The sequence below is a fragment of the Kitasatospora sp. NPDC051705 genome (genome assembly GCF_044453265.1).
Taxonomy (GTDB): Bacteria; Actinomycetota; Actinomycetes; order Streptomycetales; family Streptomycetaceae; genus Kitasatospora.
Genome location: NZ_JBITCO010000018.1, coordinates 105,037 through 123,931 on the forward strand (window position 1 = coordinate 105,037; position 18,895 = coordinate 123,931).

The window sequence follows — 18,895 nt, forward strand, 5'->3', positions numbered from 1 at the left end:
CTGATCGCCTTGGAGACCGAGCTGCTCGCCGAACTCCGCGCCGTCAAGCATCGCGTCCCGCACCTCGCGGGAGGCCTGGTCGCCAGCGTGGACGGTCTGCTGGTCGCGCACGACACCCACGGAACGGAACCCACCGGCCTGGCCGCGATGACCGCGGCCTCGCTGTCACTGGCCCAACGGCTCGCCGACAGCACCGGCCAGGGCGACTTCCGCGAGTCGCTGGTGCGCGGGGAGCACGGCTACGTCGCCACCTACGCGGCCGGTGGCAGCTGCGTCCTGACCCTCCTGGCGCACCCGGACGTCAACGTCGGCCGGTTGCACCTGGAGGCGCGCCGTTCCGCCCAGCGGATCGCCGGACTGCTCAACGAGGCCCTCCTGCCGAAGGACCCCCGCGAGCCCGGCTGAACGGCGGATCCGGTCCGGCCGGGGCCGTCCGGACCCTGGCCCGCCCTGAGACCCACCCCGAGAACCGTCAGAGAACCGAACCACCGAGAACCACCCGACGACCGAGAACCACCCAACCACCGAACGGGAGTACCCAGATGACCGACGCAGCAGGCGCCCTCAAGCAGGCCATGACCGCCATCGAAGGCGCCATCGGCGCCGCCCTCGTCGACTACAACAGCGGCATGGCGCTCGCGACCCTCGACGGCCCCGGCGGGCTGGACCTCAACGTGGCCGCCGCCGGGAACACCGACGTGGTGCGCGCCAAGATGCGCACGATGGACATGCTCGGACTGGGCGGAGACGGGATCGAGGACATCCTGATCACGCTCAGTACCCAGTACCACCTGATCCGCCCGCTCACCGGACGTACCGGCAAGGGCCTCTTCCTCTACCTCGCCCTGGACAAGGGGCGCGCCAACCTCGCGATGGCCCGCCACCAGCTCACCAAGGTCGAGGCCGATCTGGAGGTCTGACGACCGCCCACCGGATCGTCCGGACGCCCACCGGATCGTCCGGACGCCGACCGGGCCTCGGGACGGCGACCGGATCGCCCGGACGGGAACAGGACCACCCGGTCCCGGCCGGGACCGGTCCGGTCCCGGCGACGCCCGGCGGCGGCTCAGGCCCCGCCGGGCGCGGTCCAGCTGACCTCGCCGCCCGGCAGCCCCGCGCACACCGAGCCGTCGGCGGTCACCACGCTCCACGGCGCGAGCCGCGCGTGCGGCGGGACGGACAGCGCGCCGCCCTCCGCGAAGCCCAGTTCCAGCCCGCCGGCCAGCGTGATCGCGGCGCTCTCGACGGTCCGCCCGACGAGCGCCAGCAGGGGTGGGGTCGGGCGGAAGGTCAGCGCCGGGAAGAAGTGCTCGACCTCCGCGGGGGCGGCGAAGGACGGCGCCGCGAAGCGGAACTCGTGCGCCACCCGGACGGACACCCGCCCGTCGAAGGCGAGGTCCAGTCGGACGCCGCCGCTGACCGACTCCACCCGGCGGCCGGCCAGCACCTCCGTGATCGCGTTCTGCATGCCCCCAGTGTGGCCCACCGGCCCGGCGCCTGTCCGCCCGTGCCCACAGCTCCGCCGTCGACGTGCCCGCCGGACCGGAATCCGGGGGCCCCGGGCCCCGGACTCGGGGGATCCGAACCGGAACCCGTGAGCCCCCGGGGCGGCCCGACTACCCGGTCGGCTGCCCGCGGACCAGCTCGACGGGCCCGCCCGCCCGTTCCCTGGCCGCGAGCGAGGCGGCCGTACGGGCCCAGGAGTGCTCGTTCAGCAGGGCCCTCGCCTCAGCCGGGTCGCAGAGCCGCCACTCCACCAGCTCCTCCTCCTGCAACGCGATCGAGTCGAGCATCCGCTCCGTCACCACGCCGCCGTCGAACACGTACACCAGTACGGCGGTGTCCCGCCCGCTCGCCGGGCCGGCCAGGGCGTCGGCGGCCGCCCCCGGTTGCCAGTCGACCGCCAGCAGCCGGCCCGGCTCGACCTCCCAGCCCAGCTCCTCGAGGATCTCGCGCCGCGCCGCGGCCCGCGGCATCTCCCGGGCGGCCTCGACCCCGCCGCCGGGCAGCGTCCAGTACTCCTCCCGGCCCCGCGGTCCGTCCCACGGCCGCAGGCGGACCAGCAGCACCCGGCCGGAGCCGTCGGTGAACAGCGCACGCGCCTTGGCCCGGATCCGCGGACGGGTGGCGATGTAGGTGTCCCGGTCCATCGGCGGCTGGGACGACAGGGACGGCTGGGACGACTGGGACGGCCCCGGCGGCGCCGCCAGTGCGGGCGCCGCGGCGAGCCCGGTGTAGGCGGGCGGCGGTTCGTCCGCCGGCAGGTGGTCGAGGGTGTGCCCGACCGGCCTGCTGTCCTCCAGCTCCAGCGGACCGGCCGACCGGCGCACCCGCAGGCAGGCCGTCACCCGCCGGGACAGCCGCGGCGGCAGTGCGTGGACCACCTGCTCCGGGGCCAGCCAGGCCCAGCCGCCGACCTCCGCCGCATCCGGCGTGAAGGCCGCGGCCTGTTCGGGGGTGAGGGGATCCGCCCAGTACAGGTAGGCCGCGATCGGGGGCCGGGAGTCGTCGAGCGTCCAGTCCACGCAGGCCAGGGGCCCGAGCCGGGGGGTGAAGCCCAGTTCCTCCACCACCTCGCGCACCGCGGTCTCCCGCGGCGAACGGTCCTGCGGCTCCCACCCGCCGCCCGGGATCGCCACCGGGTGCCTCCGGTCGTAGGGCAGGCGCACCACCAGCACCCGCCCCTGGTCGTCCGGGAACAGTACTCCCGCCGCTGCCAGCAACTCCCGCGCGCTCCCCGGTGACGCCTCCACCAGCGCTCCCTCCGCCTCGCCCGATCCGTACCGCCGTGTCCTTGCGACGACTCCCACCGGTACCCGCGCGGTTCCCGCCCCACACCCCTGCTGATCACTCGTCAGTGTCCGGCGCGGCCGGCCCGATCCGCCCGATCCACGAGAGCCACCCGTCCACACGACCGCGGGTCCGTCCGGGGCCGTCGGACCGGTGAGGCCGCCGGAGCCCCCGGGCGTCACCCCAGGGAGGCCAGCGCCTGGGCGGTCGCCCGGGCCATCTGCTCGTCGTGCCGTCCGCTCGTGCCCCGCAGCCGGGCGGCGCCCTCGACGGCGGCGAGGGCGAGCAGACCCGGCAGGAGGTCGGCGCTGCGGGCGGCGACCCAGCGGGTGCCCCGGGTGGCCATCCACCAGAGGTCCGCGGCACGGCCGGGCGGAGGTTCGGCGGGAGCGGTGGCGGGCGGGGGCCCGAGCGGGCGTCCGAGGGAGGCCAGCCGGGCGTGGAAGCGGTGGGCGATGAGGTGGTGGCCCTCGGCGCTGGGGTGCAGCCGGTCGGCGCTCAGCAGGTGGCGCCGAGCGCACCAGGGCAGGTCGGCGAGGTGCAGGTGGACCGCCCGGTGACGCGCGGACAGGGCGTGCACCACGGTGTTGACGGCCTGCATCCGCCGCGCCAGTGGTCGGGCGAGCGGCGCGGGCAGCCGGAGCAGGGTGCCCGGGTCGGGCAGGCAGGCGGTGAGCAGGACGGCGCCGTGGGCGGAGAGCTCGCCCAGCGTGGAGTCCAGCTCCAGGGCGGTGCGGCGGATGTCGAAGCCCGCCCGCAGCGTGTCGTTGCCGCCGACCACCACGGCCGCGACCGCCGGGCGCAGCGCGAGCGCGGCGGGCAGTTGGCGGGTCGTCAGGTCCGCGGTGAGCGCCCCGCTGGCCGCCAGGTTGGTGAAATCGACGTCCTGGCCCTCGGGTGCCAGGGACCGCGCCAGGACGGCGGCCCAGCCGCGCCAGCCCCCGGCGACCGGGTCCCCGACACCCTCCGTCAACGAGTCCCCGAGCGCGACGAACCGGACCACCGGCCGACCGGCAGCCGATCGCCCCCCGTCCACGGCCGGGCCGTCCGCCACGGGCCTGTCCACCGCCCGGCTGCCCGGAGCCCGGTCAGGCCCGGTGCCGAGCACGTCCATCCCGCCCCTCCTCCGCCACGCCGCGGCCCGGTACCCCGTGGGCCGCCAGGAAGGCCTCCACCGCCGCCGGCCAGCCGTACCGTTCGGCCTGCGCCCGGGCCGCGGACCGCCGCGCCTCCTCCGGACGGGCCAGCACCTCGCGCACCGCCGAGGCGAAGCCGGCGCCGGTGTCCGCGGCCGCCACCCCGGCCCGGCCGACCAGCGCGGGCAGCGCGGAGGAACGGCTGACCACCACCGGAGTGCCGCAGGCCAGGGCCTCCATCGCCGCCAGCCCGAAGGTCTCCACCGGGCCGGGTGCGAGCACCACGTCCGCGCAGCCCAGCAGCCGGGCCAGCGCCTCCTGTCGGTCGAGGTGCCCGAGGAAGCGCACCGGCAACCGCAGCCGGTCGGCCCGGCCGACCAGGCGCTCGCGCAACGGTCCGGCGCCGGCCACGGCCAGGACGGCGGGCACCCGGCGGGCCCGGAGCGCGGCGAGGGCCTCGACCGCCCGCTCGGGCCGCTTCTCGGCGGAGAGCCGGGAGCAGAGCACCAGCAGCGGCTGGTCCGGTTCGGCGTAGCGGGCCCGCTCGGCCGCGCGGGCGGCCGGTGGCAGGGGCTGCAGTGCCGTCAGGTCCACGCCGAGCGGGGCGCGGACCAGGTTGGGCACGCCGATCCGGCGGAACTCGGCGGCCGCCCACCCGGTGGTGCACAGCACCGCGTCGTAGGCGCGTGCGGTGGCCGCGTTGAGCCGGTCCGCGGCGATGTCGGCGAGCGGCCGGGGCAGCCCCCACGTGCGCAGGACGCCGGCGGCGCTCTCGTGCGAGACCATCACCGAGCGGACGCCGTGCCGGCGTGCCCAGTCGCCGGTCCAGCGCAGCGTGGTGCGGTCGGAGACCTCCAGCCGGTCGGGCTTCAGCCGGGTGAGTTCGGCGGCGACGGCGCGTCGGTCGGTGAGCACCCGGTAGCCGCCGCTGGCCGGCAGGACCGGTCCGGGCAGGGTGACGACGAGGCCCTGCTCGGTCTGCTGCTCGTGGCGCCGTTCGCCGGGCACGACGAGCACCGGCCGGTGTCCGGCGGCCAGGTAGCCGGCGCCGAGGTGGCGCAGCGCGGTGCGCAGCCCGCCGGAGACCGGGGTGACGAAGTTGGCGAGCCGCACGATGGTCAGCGCCTCGCGGCCGCCCGGGCCGCCCTCGCCGGTCGGGTCGAACGGGGTGGTCATGCCGGCAGCTCCTCCGCGAGCACGGCCGGCGCGGTCGCCGCCGGGGAGTCCACGACCGGGGGCAGCGGCACGCCGTGGTGCTCGGCGAGCACCTCCGCGTAGTGCCGCAGCAGCAGGTCGCCGACGGCCTCCCAGGTCCGAGCGGTGACCTCGGCCCGCCCGGCCCGCCCGTAGGCGGCCCGTCTGGAGGGGTCGGCGGCCAGTTCGGCGACGGCCCGGGCGACGGCGGCGCCGTCCCGCGGCGGCACCAGCAGGCCGGTCCGGTGGTGTGCGACCAGGTCCAGCGGGCCGCCGGCGGCGGGGCCGACCACGGGTACCCCGCTGGCCATCGCCTCCTGGATGGTCTGGCAGAAGGTCTCCAGCGGGCCGGTGTGCACGAACACGTCCAGGGTCGCGAAGCAGCGGGCGAGTTCCTCACCCGTGCGGCGGCCGAGGAAGACCGCGCCCGGCATCGAGGCCCGCAGCCCGGGCGCGGACGGTCCGTCCCCGATCACCACCACCCGCACGCCCGGCAGTGCGGAGGCGGCGGTCAGCAGGTCGACCCGCTTCTCGGGGGCCAGTCGCCCGACGTACCCGACGAGCACCTCGCCGCCCGGGGCGAGCGCCCGGTGCAGCGCCTCGTCCCGGTGGCGGGGGTGGAAGCGCGCCGAGTCGACTCCGCGCGGCCACAGCTGCACCCGGGGCACGCCGTGCGCGGTGAGGTCCTGCGCGGCGGGGGTGGAGGGCGCCAGGGTCCGGGCGGCCGCCCGGTGGACGGCGCGGATCCGCCGCCAGGCGGCGGCCTCCCCGAGGCCCCGCCCGGCCCGGTAGGCGTGCGCGTACCCGGCGAGGTCGGTCTGGTAGACGGCGACGGCGGGCACGCCGAGCCGGGTCGCGACCTGCATCCCGCGGGCGCCGAGCACGAACGGGCTGGCCAGGTGCACGATGTCGGGCCGGTGTCCGGCGACGGCTGCCGCCAGGTGCCGGCTCGGCAGCGCGATCCGCACCTGCGGGTACCCGGGCAGGGGCACCGACGGGATGCGGACCACCGGCAGCTCCACCTCCCCGGCGCCGCCGAAGGTGTGCGGCGGGCACTCGGCACCGCGCGCGGGGGCGGGGGTGACGACGAGGGGCTGGTGGCCCCGGCGGGCCAGGTGCTCGGCCGTCCGCAGCACGCTGTGGGCGACTCCGTTGACCTCGGGCGGAAAGGATTCGGTGACGATGACGACGCGCATGCCATCGTTCTGTCCGCGTCCGGCGTGCACCCGGCCAAAGGGATCTGTCGAACAAGCGAACGCGGGTCGGCGATTTGCACCGCCGACCCGCGTTCCCGTGCCGCACCGCCTCAGAGGGACCCGGCGGACTCCTTGAGCTCCGCGTACGGGGCGAGCTTGCGGATCGACTCGATGCTCCTGAGGCAGTCGTCCTTGCTCTCCTGCGGGTCGCCGGTGACCACGATGGTCCCGTTGCTCGCCTTGAGCCGGAACCGGTGCATCCCGCTCTCGTCCGTGTACAGCTCGAACTTGCCAGCCATGCCAGTCGACACCTCTCGCTCAGGTAACCCCCACACACCGCAACCTAGGACCCGTCCCGTCGGCCCGCCCGCCGACCGGACCCGTTCGGGTCAGGAGGCGCTCGCCGGCCCCGGGGAGCGGGAACGGCCCGGGGCGGGTGTGCGGACCACCTGCCGACCGACGGGTCGTCAGCGGGTGGTGGGAGCGCCGTGGCCGCAGGTCCCGACGGCGGGCGGGCGGCCGGAGGGCGGATCCGGCGCCGGACGTCCGGGCGTCCCTTGGGACGGGGACGGCGTCCCAAGGGACGCCCGGGGTCACCGGTCGGTGGGTGCGGCCTCCGGGTCGGCGGACCGCGTCAGGACGGCGGCCCGGGTGGCCGGGTCGCTGACGGTCTCGGTGCAGGCGCTGCCGTTCTGCTGGGTGCCGCACACGCGCAGGGTGGTGTCGGCGGGGCTCGCGTCGACCATGGCCGAGTAGTTGTCGTAGCCCCAGTGGATGAGGGCGGTCTCGTGCAGGCCGGTGCCGGTGGTGATGGTGGCGCTGTCGCCCGGGCCGCCGTCGGTGATCCCGGCCCAGGCGGCGCGGCAGCGGTGGCTGTAGTGGACGTAGAGGATCACCTTGCCCACGTTGCCGGTCATCACGGTGCGCTCGTCGGCGTCGCACCCCATGGCGTGCGGGTCCTTGCCCTCGCACCCCGTGCCCTGGCACAGCGGCGCCGGTCCGGTGTCCGTGGCGGTCGCCGGTGGCGGCGGGGCCGCCCGGTCCTGCCGGTCGCCCCGGTCGCCGGGGGAGAGGACGGCGAGGAGGGCGAGCACGGCGGCGACCGCGAGGCCCAGCAGGGCGGCGGGCCGCCACCGGCGGGCGACCACCGGCGGGGCGACCACGGCCGCCACGGCCGGCACGGCTTCGGCTACCGGCTCCGCGGCGGATCGCCCGTCGGACTGCCCGACGGACCGCCCGTCGGCCGCCGCGCCGGACTCCCCGGGATCGGCGGACCCCGGCTGCCGGGCGGCCTCGGCCCGGCGCAGCAGCGCGTGCAGCCGGTCGCCGTCGCACTCCACCGCGGCGATCAGCGCGTCCAGGGCCTGCTCGCCGATGAGGCGCTTCCCGTTCGTCCACCGCTCCCAGGAGGCCTTGCTGAGGCCGGTCCTGCGCCCGAGGTCGGCGAAGGACAGCCGGTGCGCGTCCTTGACCGCGCGGAGCTCTTCGGCCAGTGCCCGGGATTCGTCCGAGAGATCGTCAGGGAACGGCTGCCAGCCCTTGCTCATGGCGTGATTACCTCGTGGGACGTGTCGGCGCGGGGCGCGGAAAAACTGATCGCCTTTCAGGCTACTTCGTAAAGCGGAGGTATTCGGACCGTCTTCGATCCCTCCCGGTGGAGCTCGGTCGAGACCGCTCGATCCCGGTCGAACCCGGTCGTGTCCGGTCGATCCGGGGACGGAGCGTCACCCTCCGTATGCCGGTGGTGTCTCAACTTGATCCGGGTCGGCGTCTCAAGTCGCAGCTCGGGGCGGTGAGACGTCCCGGAGACGGGTGGGGCGCCGGACGGCGGCTCGAATCTGCCCTGCCGATGTCGCAAAGTTGAACCTGCCGGTAACACCGGAGCCGGGGAGAGCACTCTGATGAGCAGGGGCCGCCGACGGAAGGACGGGGACGACGGCCTCACGACACCACACCGATCACCTCGGATCACGTCAGAACGAAGCGGGGGACACAGCATGGGCAGCCGACAGGCAGCCGAGAACACGACTCCGGCCCCGGCCGGGGAGCTCACCAGGGAACTCCAGCTGCTGAAGGCCAGGTCAGGCCTGACGTACGCGGGGATCAGCGAACGCACGCACTACGCGAAGTCCTCGTGGGAGCGGTGGGTGAACGGCAAGCAGTTCCCGCCGCGGGACGCCGTGGAGAGCATCGCCGGCGTCTGCGCGGGCGACACGGGGCGTCTGCTCGACCTCTGGAACAGGGCGGAGGCCTGCCGCACGGCTCACGGGGATCCGGACGGCGGAGCGGGCGGCGGAGCGGCCGGCGGTGCGGCCGAGGGCAGGGCGGCGGCCGGGTCCGCGGCGGTCGGAGCCGGCGGCAGTGTGTGGGCAGCGCGCACTGACGGCCGGCTGGGGTACCTGCTGCGGACGCCCGTCCCGCTCGGCCTGACGGTCGCGGCGGGGGTGGCACTGGCCGTCACCGGCAGGCGGGTGTTCCGCCGCGGGGCCTGACCGCCGCGCGGCCGCGCCGCACGCACCCGAGGCGCCGCAGGCGCCGCGAGCGCCGCACGCGCGAAGCCCGTGGGCCCCGACCCCCTGCGAGGGGTCGGGGCCCACGGGCCGCTCGCGTCGCACGCCCCGCGCAGGGCAGGGCAGGGGCCGGGGCGTCAGGCGACGCCGTCCTGCCACCACCAGGAGCCCGACCCGTAGGAGCCGTGCTCGACACGGCTGTCCACGTGCTGCCACGAGACGGTGTACGTCTCGAGGCCGGAGAAGCCGCAGGTCTCGGCGATCCGGTAGACGGCGAGCGTGGAGAGGCCCGACACGGCGATGTCCGCGGCGACGCCGTAGGTGTGCATCGAGTTGGCCGCGCCGCCGACCTGGGCGTTGTACGAGGTGCTGCGGAATCCGGAGTTGACGGTGATCGACCGGTCGCCGGCCTTCTTCCGCAGCGCCTCCAGCTTGTACATGGTGCGTCGGACGTTCTCCCGCACCTCGCCGGAGCCGACGCTTCCGCCGCCGAAGCCCGCGCCGTCGTGGCTGGTGAACTCCGACCAGTTGAAGTGGGCGGTCGAGCCGTCCGACTTCTCGAGCGCGTTCAGCGCCCCGAAGGTCTGCGGGCCGGCCACGCCGTCGGCGCTCAGCCCGTACGCGGCCTGGAAGCGGCGCACGGCGGCGGCCGTGCCGGGCCCGAAGGAGCCGTCCACGGCCACGTAGGTCTGGGAGGCGGAGTCCGCCGCCCAGCCCGCCACGCGGATCTGGAGTTCGGTCACGGCGGCGCCGGACGAGCCCTGGCCGAGGTTGCCGGACCACCCGTAGGCGGCCGCGGGGCGGGCGAGGGCCACGTCGGTGAGCGCCGCGATTCCGGCTGCGGCCACCGCGCCGGTGCCGTAGCGCAGCAGCGAGCGGCGGTCGAGGGGAGTGCTGTTCACATCGGTCTCCTCGGGGAGTGTTCCGTGGGCGGTGCCGGTCCGGTTGCGGCCGGGAGCTCCCCGGGCGGGCCCGGGGAGCTGCGGGACGTGCGGGAGGTGCGGGAGGTGCGGGAGGCGCAGGAGGGTGCGGGCGTCGTGCCCGTCCGGTCAGTACCAGTTGTGGGACTGCCAGAAGCTCCACGCCGAGCACGGGTCGCCGTAGCGGCTCTTGATGTAGTCCAGGCCCCAGGCCAGCTGGGTGGCCGGGTTGGTCTGCCAGTCGGAGCCGGCGGAGGCCATCTTGGTGCCCGGCAGCGCCTGCGGGATGCCGTACGCACCGGAGGACGGGTTGGTCGCGTAGACCTTCCAGCCGCTCTCGTGGACGTAGATCTGGTCCAGGCAGCCGAACTGGCCGTTGACGCTCCAGCCGTGGCTGCCGAACTTCCACTGGGCGGTGATCTGCACCGTCCGGGCGACGTGCAGCGCGTTCATGGTGGCCGGTCCGGCGACGCCGTCGGCGTCCAGGCTGTGGCCGCCCTGCCAGCTGGTGACGGCGCCGGCCGTCCCCTGGCCGTAGGCGCCGTCGGCGCTCGTGCCGACGGCCCGCTGGACCTCGGCGACCTTGTTGTGCAGGGCGAGTTCGGTGCGCGCGCCGTAGACGCCGTCCTCGTCGAGCCCGTTGTCGTGCTGGAAGCTGCGCACCGCGGCCTTGGTGTTCGGGCCGTAGGTGCCGTCGACGCCGCTGGCGGGCAGGTAGCCGATGCCGGCCAGGTTGCGCTGGACCCAGGTGGTCGAGTCCTGCGCCTGTGCCTGGGCGGGCAGCAGGGCCAGGGTGACGAAGGCCAGGGTGGCTGCGGCGGCTCCGCGCGCGGCCGAGATTCGTATCACGGTCATCCCCTCCGGGTGCCTGTCGGGTGATCAGGCGGTGCCGCCAACTCTCCGTGCCGCCGGGGCGTCCCACCAGGCTTCACGGCGTCCCTGGGACGTCCCACCTGCGGGTGGAGACACCCCGGCCGGTTCGGTGGAGACAGCTGCTGACCAGGCCGGTTCGGGCGCCGACGCGGCCCGCCCCGCACGGCGTCGGAGTCCGTGCGGGGCGGGGGAACGGTGAGGGGAGCGGGGTGTCAGGCGAGCAGCCGGCTCCAGGTGCGGGCGTCCACCACGCCGTCCGCGGGCAGGCCCGCCGACTTCTGGAAGGTCACCACGCCGGCCTGGGTGCCCGGCCCGAAGGAGCCGTCGACCGTCAGCGCGACGCCGTGCGCGACGAGCTGGCTCTGCACGGCGGTCACCGCGCTGCCGGAGGCGCCGCGGGTGAGCGGGGAGACGGCCTGGCTCCACGTCTGGTTGCCGGCGACGCCGTCGGCGGCGGCGTGCGTGGTGTTCTGGAAGGCGGTGACGGCGGCCTGCGTGGCGGGGCCGTAGGAGCCGTCCACCGTCAGGGTCGCGCCGTGCTGCACCAGCAGGTACTGGAGGGTCTTGACCTTCTCCCCGGAGGCGCCGTTGGAGAGCATCGGCCACACCGGTCCGGTCGGGTCCCCGCCGATCCGCGCGGCCACGTCGCGGCGGATCTGCGGGATGAGCGCGTAGAGGCGGTCGCCCGGGCACTCGGTGTTGTTGAAGTCCCGGTGGCCGTAGACCTGGTAGGCGCGCAGCCCGTACTGCTGGCAGATGTAGGTGATCAGGCCGACGAGCGCGGTGTACTGCTCGCTGCGCGGGTCGACGGTGCTGTAGGTGCCCTCGTTCTCGATGCCGATGGCCACCGTGTTCTGCGACGTGCAGTGCGCCGACTCCACGTGCTGGGTGCCGCTGCGCAGCGTGGAGAGGCTGTTGTGGCGGCCCTCGACGACGTAGCCGCCGCGGCTGACGGTGAAGTGCTGGCCGGTGTCGATCCAGCCCTCGCTGTCCATCTGGTAGGTCTGCATGGAGCGGGCCAGGGAGAACGCGGCGGCCTGCGAGTAGTCCGTGGTGTTGGCGGTCGCGGTGTGGTGCACGATCACCTTGTCGGGCGCGCCGGCCAGCACGTTGATCGGGCTGCTGGACGGGCGGGCGCCCCACGTGCCGGTGTCGGCGATCGTCGGTCCGGTGGCGGTCTGCCGGGCGGTGGCGGCCTGGGCCGCCGTGGCGGGCAGGGTGGTGCCGAGCAGGGCGCCGGTGCCGAGCGCGAGCGCGCCGGCCAGGACGGAACGGCGGCCGGGGAGGGACGGGGCGGTGTCCTGGGTCATCGGGTGGTACCTGTTTCCTGGCTGTCGGGAGGTGGGCGGGAAGGCCGCCGCCCCCGGCCGGTCGGTGGCGCGGGGGCGGCGGGTCCGGTGCGGGGGGCCGGTCGGCCGGGAGCCGCCCGGCCGACCGGCGTGCGTGGGCGGCGGCATCGGCCGCGCCGCTGCCCCGGGTGGGGCGGGGCGGAGCGGGCTCAGCCGTCGCGTCGTGCTCCGGTCAGGAGGAAGTGGGCAGCGCGGCGCGGCACTTGGCGTCCTGGTCCTCGTCGCCGTAGCCGAGCAGGAGGTCCCCGGTGCGCGGGCCCACGATGCCGTCGGCGTACTTGGCGCCGCTGATCAGCCGGCCCTGGAACCAGACCACCGCGTTCTTGGTCTTGGGGCCCCAGTAGCCGTCCTCGTCGATGTGCGGGTACCAGCTGTTCTGGGCGAAGTGGTTGATGTCGTGCTGGACGCACCACACCGCCGTCCAGTTGTTGGCCTGGTGGTCACCGACGTAGCCGACCTGCGTGTTGGCGCTCGCGGTGCCGGCCAGCATCGTCACGGTGACGGCGGAGGCCGCCGCCACCACGGCGGCGCGCTTGGCCAGGGTACGGATCACCACGGTTCTCCTCGGGGTTCGTGCGGTCCGCCCCCTCGGCGGACCCTTCGCTCGCCACGCTAGGAGCGGCAGGGCCCCGGCCACCACGGTTCGCCGTCCCGGGACGGTCCCCGGAGCGTCCCGGGACGGCGGCGTGGGACGCGCGGCGGTCCGGGACGTGCCACCGGCCCGGTGCGGGGGTCCGCGCCGGGCCGGAAGTGCGGGTGGGGCGTCAGCAGTTGTTGAGGATGCCGGTCAGCGCGGTCTTCTCGGCGCTGTCCACGGTGAGGTTGTAGTACTGCTTGACCTGCACCCAGGCCCGGGCGTACGTGCACTGGTACGAGGCCTGGGGCAGCCACTCGGCGGGGTCGCGGTCGCCCTTGGAACGGTTGCTGCTCGCGGAGACCAGGAGGAGCTGCGGCCGGCTGACGTCGTTGGCGAACGCCTGGCGCTGGGCGGTGGTCCAGGCCCACGCCCCGGAGGCCCAGGCCTCCGCCAGCGGCACCAGGTGGTCGACGTCGAAGGACGACGGGTTGGTGGTGGTGGCGTTGTCGTAGACGGAGGACCAACTGCCGCCGGTGGCCTTGCAGGAGGTGTCGGTGGTGACGTTGCTGCCGTCGCGCTTGACGATCCACTCGCGGGTGTCGCAGGTGCCGCTGATGGTGATCCAGGCCGGGAACAGCGTCCGGTCGTAGCTGTCGCCGTGGGTCTCGGCGGTGGCGGGCATCCCGGCGAGGTAACTGCGGGCGGTGGCGGCGGATATCGGGGTGGGCAGCGCGGCCTGGGCGGGGGCGACCGCGGTGAGCACGGTGGCGGCGGTGAGCGCGGCGACGGCGGGGGCCGTGGTCAGGAACCGGCGGATGGATATGGAGGGGGCCATGGCGAACGCTCCGTCATCAGATAGTAAAAACTGGTGAGTTGCGTGCGCTAGTGTGTCGGCCCTTTGGCTACGCGGGTAGACCCGGGACGGGAAATTCCTGGTGACCTCCGGTGCGGACCGGGACAATTGGGGCTTACGGCACGGGAGACGGCCGCGCGGCCGAGCGCGCGCCGACCGCGGCGCGAGCGGTGGAAGCCGTGGGATCGGCGCGAGCGGTGGGATCGACGCGACCGGTGCGAGCGGTGGGATCGACGCGAGCGGTGGGGGCGGCGGGATCGGCGCGAGGCGTCGGCGGACGCCGCCGCGACCCGGGACCGGTTCCCTCGTGACCGTGCGGACGGCGGGAGCGCCCCGGGCCGGCCGACCGCCTCGGCCGCGCTGCGCCCGGGTGTCCGAAGGCGTTCACTCGGGGGAGGGGCGTCATCACCCGGATGCCCCAGTCCGGTTGCGGTTCCGTGCGGAATGTGCGGATTCGTGTGCAAACCTTGGCGCGGCGCCTCCCCGTGGGGGCGTCCGCCCGCGCCGTCGAACGGTCCACCGGTCGGTCGGGGGCCCGGGGCGAGGACCAGACACCAACCAAGAGGACATCAGATGTCGCTTCGTGGGAACATCCGCAAGCTCGCCGTGGTCACGGCGGTCGTCGGCGCCGTCGTCGCGGTGCCGACCGCGGCCGTGGCGGGCGGTCACCACGCGTCCGGCTCGTCGAGCTCGGCCAGCCTGGAGTCGGGTTCGGCTGGTGTCGGCCTGTTCGGCCCGCACGCCAACTGGCTCAACGCCCACCAGCACGAGGACGAGTTCGAGATCGGCGGCTGACCGCTCGTGATCGGCTGAGCCCGGGGACCGCCGCGCGGTCCCCGGGCTCACGCCTGTCCGGCGGGGGCGCCGCTCCGGCTACCCCCGCCGGGCCGCCGCCGTCCTCCCGCGGGGTCCTCCGGTCACCCCCGCCGGGCCGCCGCGGCGTTCCGGCTCACACCTGTTCGACCGGGACGCGCTCGCCCGGCCCCGTCGTCCGGGAGAGCCGGCTGGGCCACCACATGTGCCGGTCGATGTCCATGGTGAGCGCGGTGACCAGCACCGACCGCACCACCAGGGTGTCGATCAGGACGCCCAGCGCCACCGCGAACCCGATCTCGGCGAAGCCCACCACCGGCAGCGTGCCGAGCACGGCGAAGGTGCTGGCCAGGATCAGGCCGGCCGAGGTGATCACCCCACCGGTGGCGGACAGGCCGGTCAGCGCCCCCTGCCGGGTGCCGTGGTGGACGGCCTCCTCCCGGACGCGCGTCATCAGGAAGATGTTGTAGTCGATGCCCAGGGCGACGAGGAAGACGAACACGAACAGCGGGAACGCGTTGTCCTGGCCCTCGAAGTGGAAGACGTGCTCGAAGAAGAAGGCGCTGATCCCGAGCGTCGCGGCGAAGGACAGCACCACGGTGGCGATCAGCACCAGCGGCCCGGTGAGCGCCCGGAGCAGGATGGTCAGGATGACCAGCACCACCCCGAGCACCAGCGGGATGATCGCCCGGTTGTCGGCGGCGGCGGCGCGCCCGGCGTCCAGGATGACCGCCGTGCTGCCGCCGACCTTGGCGTCCGCGCCCGGGACGGCGTGGACGGAGGCCCGCACCCGGTCGACGGTGTCCTTGGCGGCCTGGCTGTCCGGCGGGTCGGTGAGCGTGGCCTGGAACAGCGCCTGCCCCTCGTGGGCGACCGGCGGTGAGGTGGCCGCCACGCCGGCGGTCGCTCCGGCGGCGGCCCGGACGGCCGGGGCCCCGGCCTCGGTCGAGATGATCGTCAGCGGCGCACCCGTCCCGCCGGGGAAGTGCTGTTCCAGCACCTGCTGGCCGACCACCGAGTCCGGTGTGCCGGTGAAGCTCCCGGCCGTGCTGAGCCCGGTCGCGTTGAGCGAGACCAGCCCGATGCAGCAGGCCGCGAGGGCCAGGGCGGTGCCGATCCAGACGGTGCGCGGCCGGCGGCCGATCCACGCCCCGATGTGCGCCCAGCGGCCGGTCCTGGTCGGTTCCGGGGTGTCGAAGTCGGGCTTGACCGGCCAGAACACCCACCGTCCGGCGATCACCAGCAGGGCCGGCAGCAGGGTCAGCATGGCGACCAGGGCGACGAGCACGCCGATCGCGCAGACCGGTCCGAGGCCGCTGGTGGAGTTCATCTCGGCGATCAGCAGGCAGAGCATCGAGGCGACCACCGTCGCCGAGGAGGCGAGGATGGCGGGCCCGGCCCGGTGCAGGGCGAAGGCCATCGCCTCGTGCCGGTCCTCGTGCCGGCGCAGCTCCTCGCGGTAGCGGGCGGTGAGCAGCAGCGCGTAGTCCGTCCCGGCGCCGAGGACCAGCACGATCAGGATGCCGGCGCTCTGCGCGTTGACGGTCAGTCCGGTGTGTTCGGCGAGCAGGTAGATGATCGCCTGGGAGACGATCAGCGCGCCGGCGGCGGAGACCAGCGGCAGCGCCCACAGCACCGGGCTGCGGTAGGTGAGCAGCAGCAGGACGATCACCACGCTGACGGTGGCGGCGAGCAGGGTGCCGTCGATGCCCGCGAAGGCCTCGGCCTGGTCGGCGCCGACCCCGGCGGGGCCGGTCACGTGGGTGGTCATGCCGTTGCTGCCGTCGGCGGCCGTGCTGCGCATGCTGTCGACGGCGGGCTTGAGGTCGTTCCAGCCGTTGGTGCCGATGTCGACCGGCACGATGGTCTGCATGGCCTGGCCGTCGGCCGACACCACCGGGCCGACCACCGGCCCGACCACGTGCGGGGCGGAGGCGAAGGCCGTGGCGTCGCGGGCGGCCTCGGCCCGGTCGGCCGGGGTGATGCCGCCCGGCCGCTGGTACACCACCACCGCCTGCGCGGTGTCCACCGGCTGGAAGGCCCGCTGTTCGGTGAGCACCCGGGTGGACTCGGCGTCGCCGGGCAGCCAGCTGGAGGCCTGGTTGTCCTCGGCGCCCATCAGCTTCCCGGCGAGCGGGCCGGTGGCGATCAGCAGCACCAGCCACAGGCCGAGCACCACCCACTTGCCCCGGCGCCCGCACGGCAGGGCGGCGAGCCGCCCTGCCGGGCTCATCGGCGCTCCCCGGTGCCCGGTCGGCCCGGTACGGCCGGGGCCTGCGCCCGCGCGCACCGTCGGACGTCTCGCTGGCAACGCTCACTCATGGGAAGTCCCCCACAGGGCCGGAGGCGGTACGCGCTCCAGCCTCGCACCGGTGGCGGCGCCCGGCAGCCCGGGTGGGTCAGACGTGGACGGCGGCCCGGTCGCGCAGCTCCTTGAGCACGGCGATGTCGGCCGCGTGCCCGGTGCCGTCCCCGCCGTGCTTGCGGTCCGGGGTCTCCACGACCAGCGGGACGCCCGCCGTCTCCGGGTGCTCGAACAGCTCGCGGAACGGCTCCGCGCCGATCATCCCGGCGCCGATGTTGGCGTGCCGGTCCTTGCGGGCGCCGACGACGTCCTCGGAGTCGTTGGCGTGGATGAGCCGCAGCCGGCCCGGGCCGGCCGCGGCGGCCAGCGCGTCGAGCGCGGCCGTGACGCCGCCGGGCTCCGCGAGGTCGTGGCCGGCGGCGAAGGCGTGGCAGGTGTCCAGGCAGACGCCGACCCTGGGGTGGCCGTCCAGCGCCTCGACGTACTCGGCGAGCTGCTCCAGCCGGGAGCAGAGCGAGTTGCCCTGGCCGGCGGTCGGCTCCAGCAGCAGCCAGGGGGCGTCCTCGCCGAGGGCGTCCAGTTCGTCCAGCAGCGGCCGCACGTCGGCCCGGACCTGGGCCATCGCCTCGGCCCGGCGGGAGCCGCCGCCGGGCGCGGTGCCGACGGCCGAGCCGGTGTGCAGGACGACGCCGAGCGCGCCGATCGCGTGCCCGCGGCGCAGGGAGTGGCGCAGCGAGTCGGCGGAGCGTTCTCGGGTGGCGGGGTTGTCCGAGCCGAAGTTGATCAGGTAGGGCGCGTGCACCCAGGCGGGGACGCCCTGCTCGGCGCAGGTGGCCCGGAACTCCTCGTCCTGGGCCGGGTTGCCGGGGGGAGTGGCCCAGCCGCGCGGGTTGGCCACGAACACCTGCACCGTCTCGGCGCCGACCCGCCGCGCGTAGGCCAGGCCCGTCCCGGCGAGCCCGCGGGCGGCCACCGGGACGTGGGCGCCGATCGGGTTGCGGACGGTGTTGGGCGGCGCGGTGGGTGCGGTGGTCATGGCCCCGAGGATGTCACGCGGCCGGGTGGCGGCGGCGGCCCGTCAGTCCCGCAGCCCAGCCCTGGTGGCGGGCCCACCCGGCCGCCCTTAGCGTCGACTCGGCCGCACCCACCGGCCGTCACCACCCGCACACGGCGCGTCAACGCGTGCGCCGCGTCGGTCCCAGTCCCGCACACCGCGTACCACAGCGCCGCCCGGCCGGCCCCGGCCGCATCCCCGAGCGCGCCGGAGAGACAGGTCACCACTCATGCCCACGCGACGGGTCCACCACCTCGCCGCGGCCGCCGCGGCCGCCACCACCGCCCTGACCACCGCCCTCGCCACCCTGGCCGCCGTGCCCGCGGCGCACGCCGCCGAGCAGGGCACGCTGCACCTCGTCCCCGCGGGCGCATCGGTGCAGCAGGCCGTCGACGCCGCGAAGTCCGGCGACACGATCCAGCTCCTCCCCGGCACCTTCCGCGGCAGCGTCCGCATCACCATGCCCGGCCTCACCCTGCGGGGCTCCGGCCCGGCCAGCGTGATCACCCCCGGGGACGGCACGGAGAACGCCTGCGCCACCGCCGGGCACGGCATCTGCGTGGTCGGCACCGAGGCGGCCCCGCTGGCGGACGTCACGGTCGAGGCCCTCGCCGTCACCGGCTTCACCAGGAACGGCATCGACGCCAGCGGCACCACCGGCCTGGCCGTGCGCGCCACCTACGTCCACGACAACGCCCAGCAGGGCATCAGCCAGGAGATGTCCACCCGGGCCGCCATCGTCGGCAACCGCTCGGTCGACAACGGCCAGTCCGGCGTGTTCCTGGCCAACTACGCCTACCGCGAGGGCGGCGCGCCCGACACCGGCGGGACGGTCGTGGAGGGCAACGTGCTGACCGGCAACCGGGTCGGCGTCACCGTCCGCCGCCTGCGCGGGCTCGCCGTCCAGGGCAACGAGATCACCGGCAACTGCGGCGGCGTGTTCGTGGTCGGCGACGAGGGCGTCCCGCGGGCCGGGGACCTCGACGTCCGGAAGAACCGGGTCGTCGCCAACAACCGGTTCTGCCCGGCCAACCCGCGCCTGGGCGCCATCCAGGGCGCCGGCATCGTGCTCACCGGCACCGAGGACACCCGGGTCACCGACAACGAGGTGCACGACAACGTCGGTAGCTCGGACTTCTCCGGCGGCATCGTGCTGTTCAAGAGCGTCGTCGGCGTCTCCAACGCCCGGGCGACCGTCTCCGACAACCGCCTGAGCGGCAACAGCCCGGCCGACATCGCCGACCGCGACACCGCCGGCGCCAACACCTTCTCCCGCAACACCTGCGACCGCTCCGAGCCCTCCGGCCGCTGCTGAGCCCGTGCCC

The 18,895-nt window shown here is 75.3% G+C and carries 19 protein-coding genes; 5 read left to right on the forward strand and 14 right to left on the reverse strand.

Annotated features, from left to right (window positions below; genetic code table 11):
* Nucleotides 1–9 precede the first annotated feature (9 nt).
* Both ACIA8Q_RS22640 and ACIA8Q_RS22645 read left to right on the forward strand, forming a co-directional pair.
* Entirely contained in the window at nt 10–405 is a 396-nt protein-coding gene (locus ACIA8Q_RS22640) for a roadblock/LC7 domain-containing protein (protein WP_360211394.1), read from the forward strand.
* Nucleotides 406–542: 137 nt separating this feature from the next.
* The gene (locus tag ACIA8Q_RS22645) at nt 543–920 is read left to right on the forward strand and encodes a hypothetical protein (RefSeq protein ID WP_360211392.1); all 378 of its coding nucleotides are present in this window, start codon (nt 543–545) and stop codon (nt 918–920) included.
* Nucleotides 921–1,066: 146 nt separating this feature from the next.
* Here the strand turns inward: ACIA8Q_RS22645 and ACIA8Q_RS22650 are convergent, their stop codons facing one another.
* The 7 genes from ACIA8Q_RS22650 to ACIA8Q_RS22680 form a co-directional block, all read right to left on the reverse strand.
* On the reverse strand, nt 1,067–1,468 hold the full coding sequence (locus tag ACIA8Q_RS22650) for a DUF6188 family protein (protein ID WP_360211390.1): 402 nt from the start codon (nt 1,466–1,468) through the stop codon (nt 1,067–1,069).
* 148 nt (nt 1,469–1,616) lie between these two features.
* Nucleotides 1,617–2,753 (reverse strand): NUDIX hydrolase, encoded by a 1,137-nt coding sequence (locus tag ACIA8Q_RS22655; RefSeq protein WP_360211388.1) that lies wholly within the window; start codon nt 2,751–2,753, stop codon nt 1,617–1,619.
* Between the two features lie 215 nt (nt 2,754–2,968).
* Nucleotides 2,969–3,904: an SGNH/GDSL hydrolase family protein gene (locus ACIA8Q_RS22660; protein WP_360211386.1), complete on the reverse strand. Its 936-nt coding sequence runs from the start codon at nt 3,902–3,904 to the stop codon at nt 2,969–2,971.
* Nucleotides 3,879–5,102: a glycosyltransferase gene (locus tag ACIA8Q_RS22665; RefSeq protein WP_360211384.1), complete on the reverse strand. Its 1,224-nt coding sequence runs from the start codon at nt 5,100–5,102 to the stop codon at nt 3,879–3,881. Before ACIA8Q_RS22665 ends, ACIA8Q_RS22660 begins: the two co-directional genes overlap by 26 nt.
* Nucleotides 5,099–6,316 (reverse strand): glycosyltransferase family 1 protein, encoded by a 1,218-nt coding sequence (locus ACIA8Q_RS22670; RefSeq protein WP_360211382.1) that lies wholly within the window; start codon nt 6,314–6,316, stop codon nt 5,099–5,101. Before ACIA8Q_RS22670 ends, ACIA8Q_RS22665 begins: the two co-directional genes overlap by 4 nt.
* A gap of 110 nt (nt 6,317–6,426) precedes the next feature.
* Nucleotides 6,427–6,615, reverse strand: a complete 189-nt coding sequence (locus ACIA8Q_RS22675) for a DUF1508 domain-containing protein (protein WP_360211380.1) — start codon at nt 6,613–6,615, stop codon at nt 6,427–6,429.
* A gap of 294 nt (nt 6,616–6,909) precedes the next feature.
* On the reverse strand, nt 6,910–7,863 hold the full coding sequence (locus ACIA8Q_RS22680) for a DUF2690 domain-containing protein (RefSeq protein ID WP_396317601.1): 954 nt from the start codon (nt 7,861–7,863) through the stop codon (nt 6,910–6,912).
* Nucleotides 7,864–8,313: 450 nt separating this feature from the next.
* Here ACIA8Q_RS22680 and ACIA8Q_RS22685 point away from each other — a divergent pair, with 450 nt between their 5' ends.
* A complete protein-coding gene (locus ACIA8Q_RS22685; protein ID WP_396317602.1) occupies nt 8,314–8,808 on the forward strand; it encodes a helix-turn-helix domain-containing protein in 495 nt (164 codons plus the stop codon).
* Between the two features lie 155 nt (nt 8,809–8,963).
* Here ACIA8Q_RS22685 and ACIA8Q_RS22690 read toward each other — a convergent pair whose 3' ends face one another.
* The 5 genes from ACIA8Q_RS22690 to ACIA8Q_RS22710 all read right to left on the reverse strand — a co-directional run bounded on the left by ACIA8Q_RS22690 (nt 8,964) and on the right by ACIA8Q_RS22710 (nt 13,380).
* Complete coding sequence (locus ACIA8Q_RS22690) at nt 8,964–9,728, reverse strand: D-Ala-D-Ala carboxypeptidase family metallohydrolase (RefSeq protein WP_396317603.1); 765 nt, start codon at nt 9,726–9,728, stop codon at nt 8,964–8,966.
* Between the two features lie 147 nt (nt 9,729–9,875).
* Entirely contained in the window at nt 9,876–10,601 is a 726-nt protein-coding gene (locus ACIA8Q_RS22695; RefSeq protein WP_360211372.1) for a peptidoglycan-binding protein, read from the reverse strand.
* 230 nt (nt 10,602–10,831) lie between these two features.
* Nucleotides 10,832–11,929, reverse strand: coding sequence for an N-acetylmuramoyl-L-alanine amidase (locus ACIA8Q_RS22700; RefSeq protein WP_360211370.1), 1,098 nt, complete (start codon nt 11,927–11,929; stop codon nt 10,832–10,834).
* Nucleotides 11,930–12,140: 211 nt separating this feature from the next.
* Entirely contained in the window at nt 12,141–12,524 is a 384-nt protein-coding gene (locus ACIA8Q_RS22705; protein WP_360211368.1) for a peptidoglycan-binding domain-containing protein, read from the reverse strand.
* 208 nt (nt 12,525–12,732) lie between these two features.
* A complete protein-coding gene (locus ACIA8Q_RS22710) occupies nt 12,733–13,380 on the reverse strand; it encodes an HNH endonuclease family protein (protein WP_360211366.1) in 648 nt (215 codons plus the stop codon).
* A 591-nt stretch (nt 13,381–13,971) separates the two neighbouring features.
* On the opposite strand from ACIA8Q_RS22710, the gene ACIA8Q_RS22715 reads away from it, so the two are divergent.
* A complete protein-coding gene (locus ACIA8Q_RS22715) occupies nt 13,972–14,193 on the forward strand; it encodes a hypothetical protein (RefSeq protein WP_360211364.1) in 222 nt (73 codons plus the stop codon).
* Nucleotides 14,194–14,347: 154 nt separating this feature from the next.
* Here the strand turns inward: ACIA8Q_RS22715 and ACIA8Q_RS22720 are convergent, their stop codons facing one another.
* Together ACIA8Q_RS22720 and ACIA8Q_RS22725 are read right to left on the reverse strand one after the other, a co-directional pair.
* Nucleotides 14,348–16,444, reverse strand: coding sequence for an MMPL family transporter (locus ACIA8Q_RS22720; protein ID WP_360211362.1), 2,097 nt, complete (start codon nt 16,442–16,444; stop codon nt 14,348–14,350).
* 166 nt (nt 16,445–16,610) lie between these two features.
* Nucleotides 16,611–17,552: a deoxyribonuclease IV gene (locus tag ACIA8Q_RS22725; RefSeq protein ID WP_360211360.1), complete on the reverse strand. Its 942-nt coding sequence runs from the start codon at nt 17,550–17,552 to the stop codon at nt 16,611–16,613.
* A 247-nt stretch (nt 17,553–17,799) separates the two neighbouring features.
* On the opposite strand from ACIA8Q_RS22725, the gene ACIA8Q_RS22730 reads away from it, so the two are divergent.
* Nucleotides 17,800–18,885, forward strand: coding sequence for a right-handed parallel beta-helix repeat-containing protein (locus ACIA8Q_RS22730; RefSeq protein WP_360211358.1), 1,086 nt, complete (start codon nt 17,800–17,802; stop codon nt 18,883–18,885).
* Nucleotides 18,886–18,895: the final 10 nt, after the last annotated feature.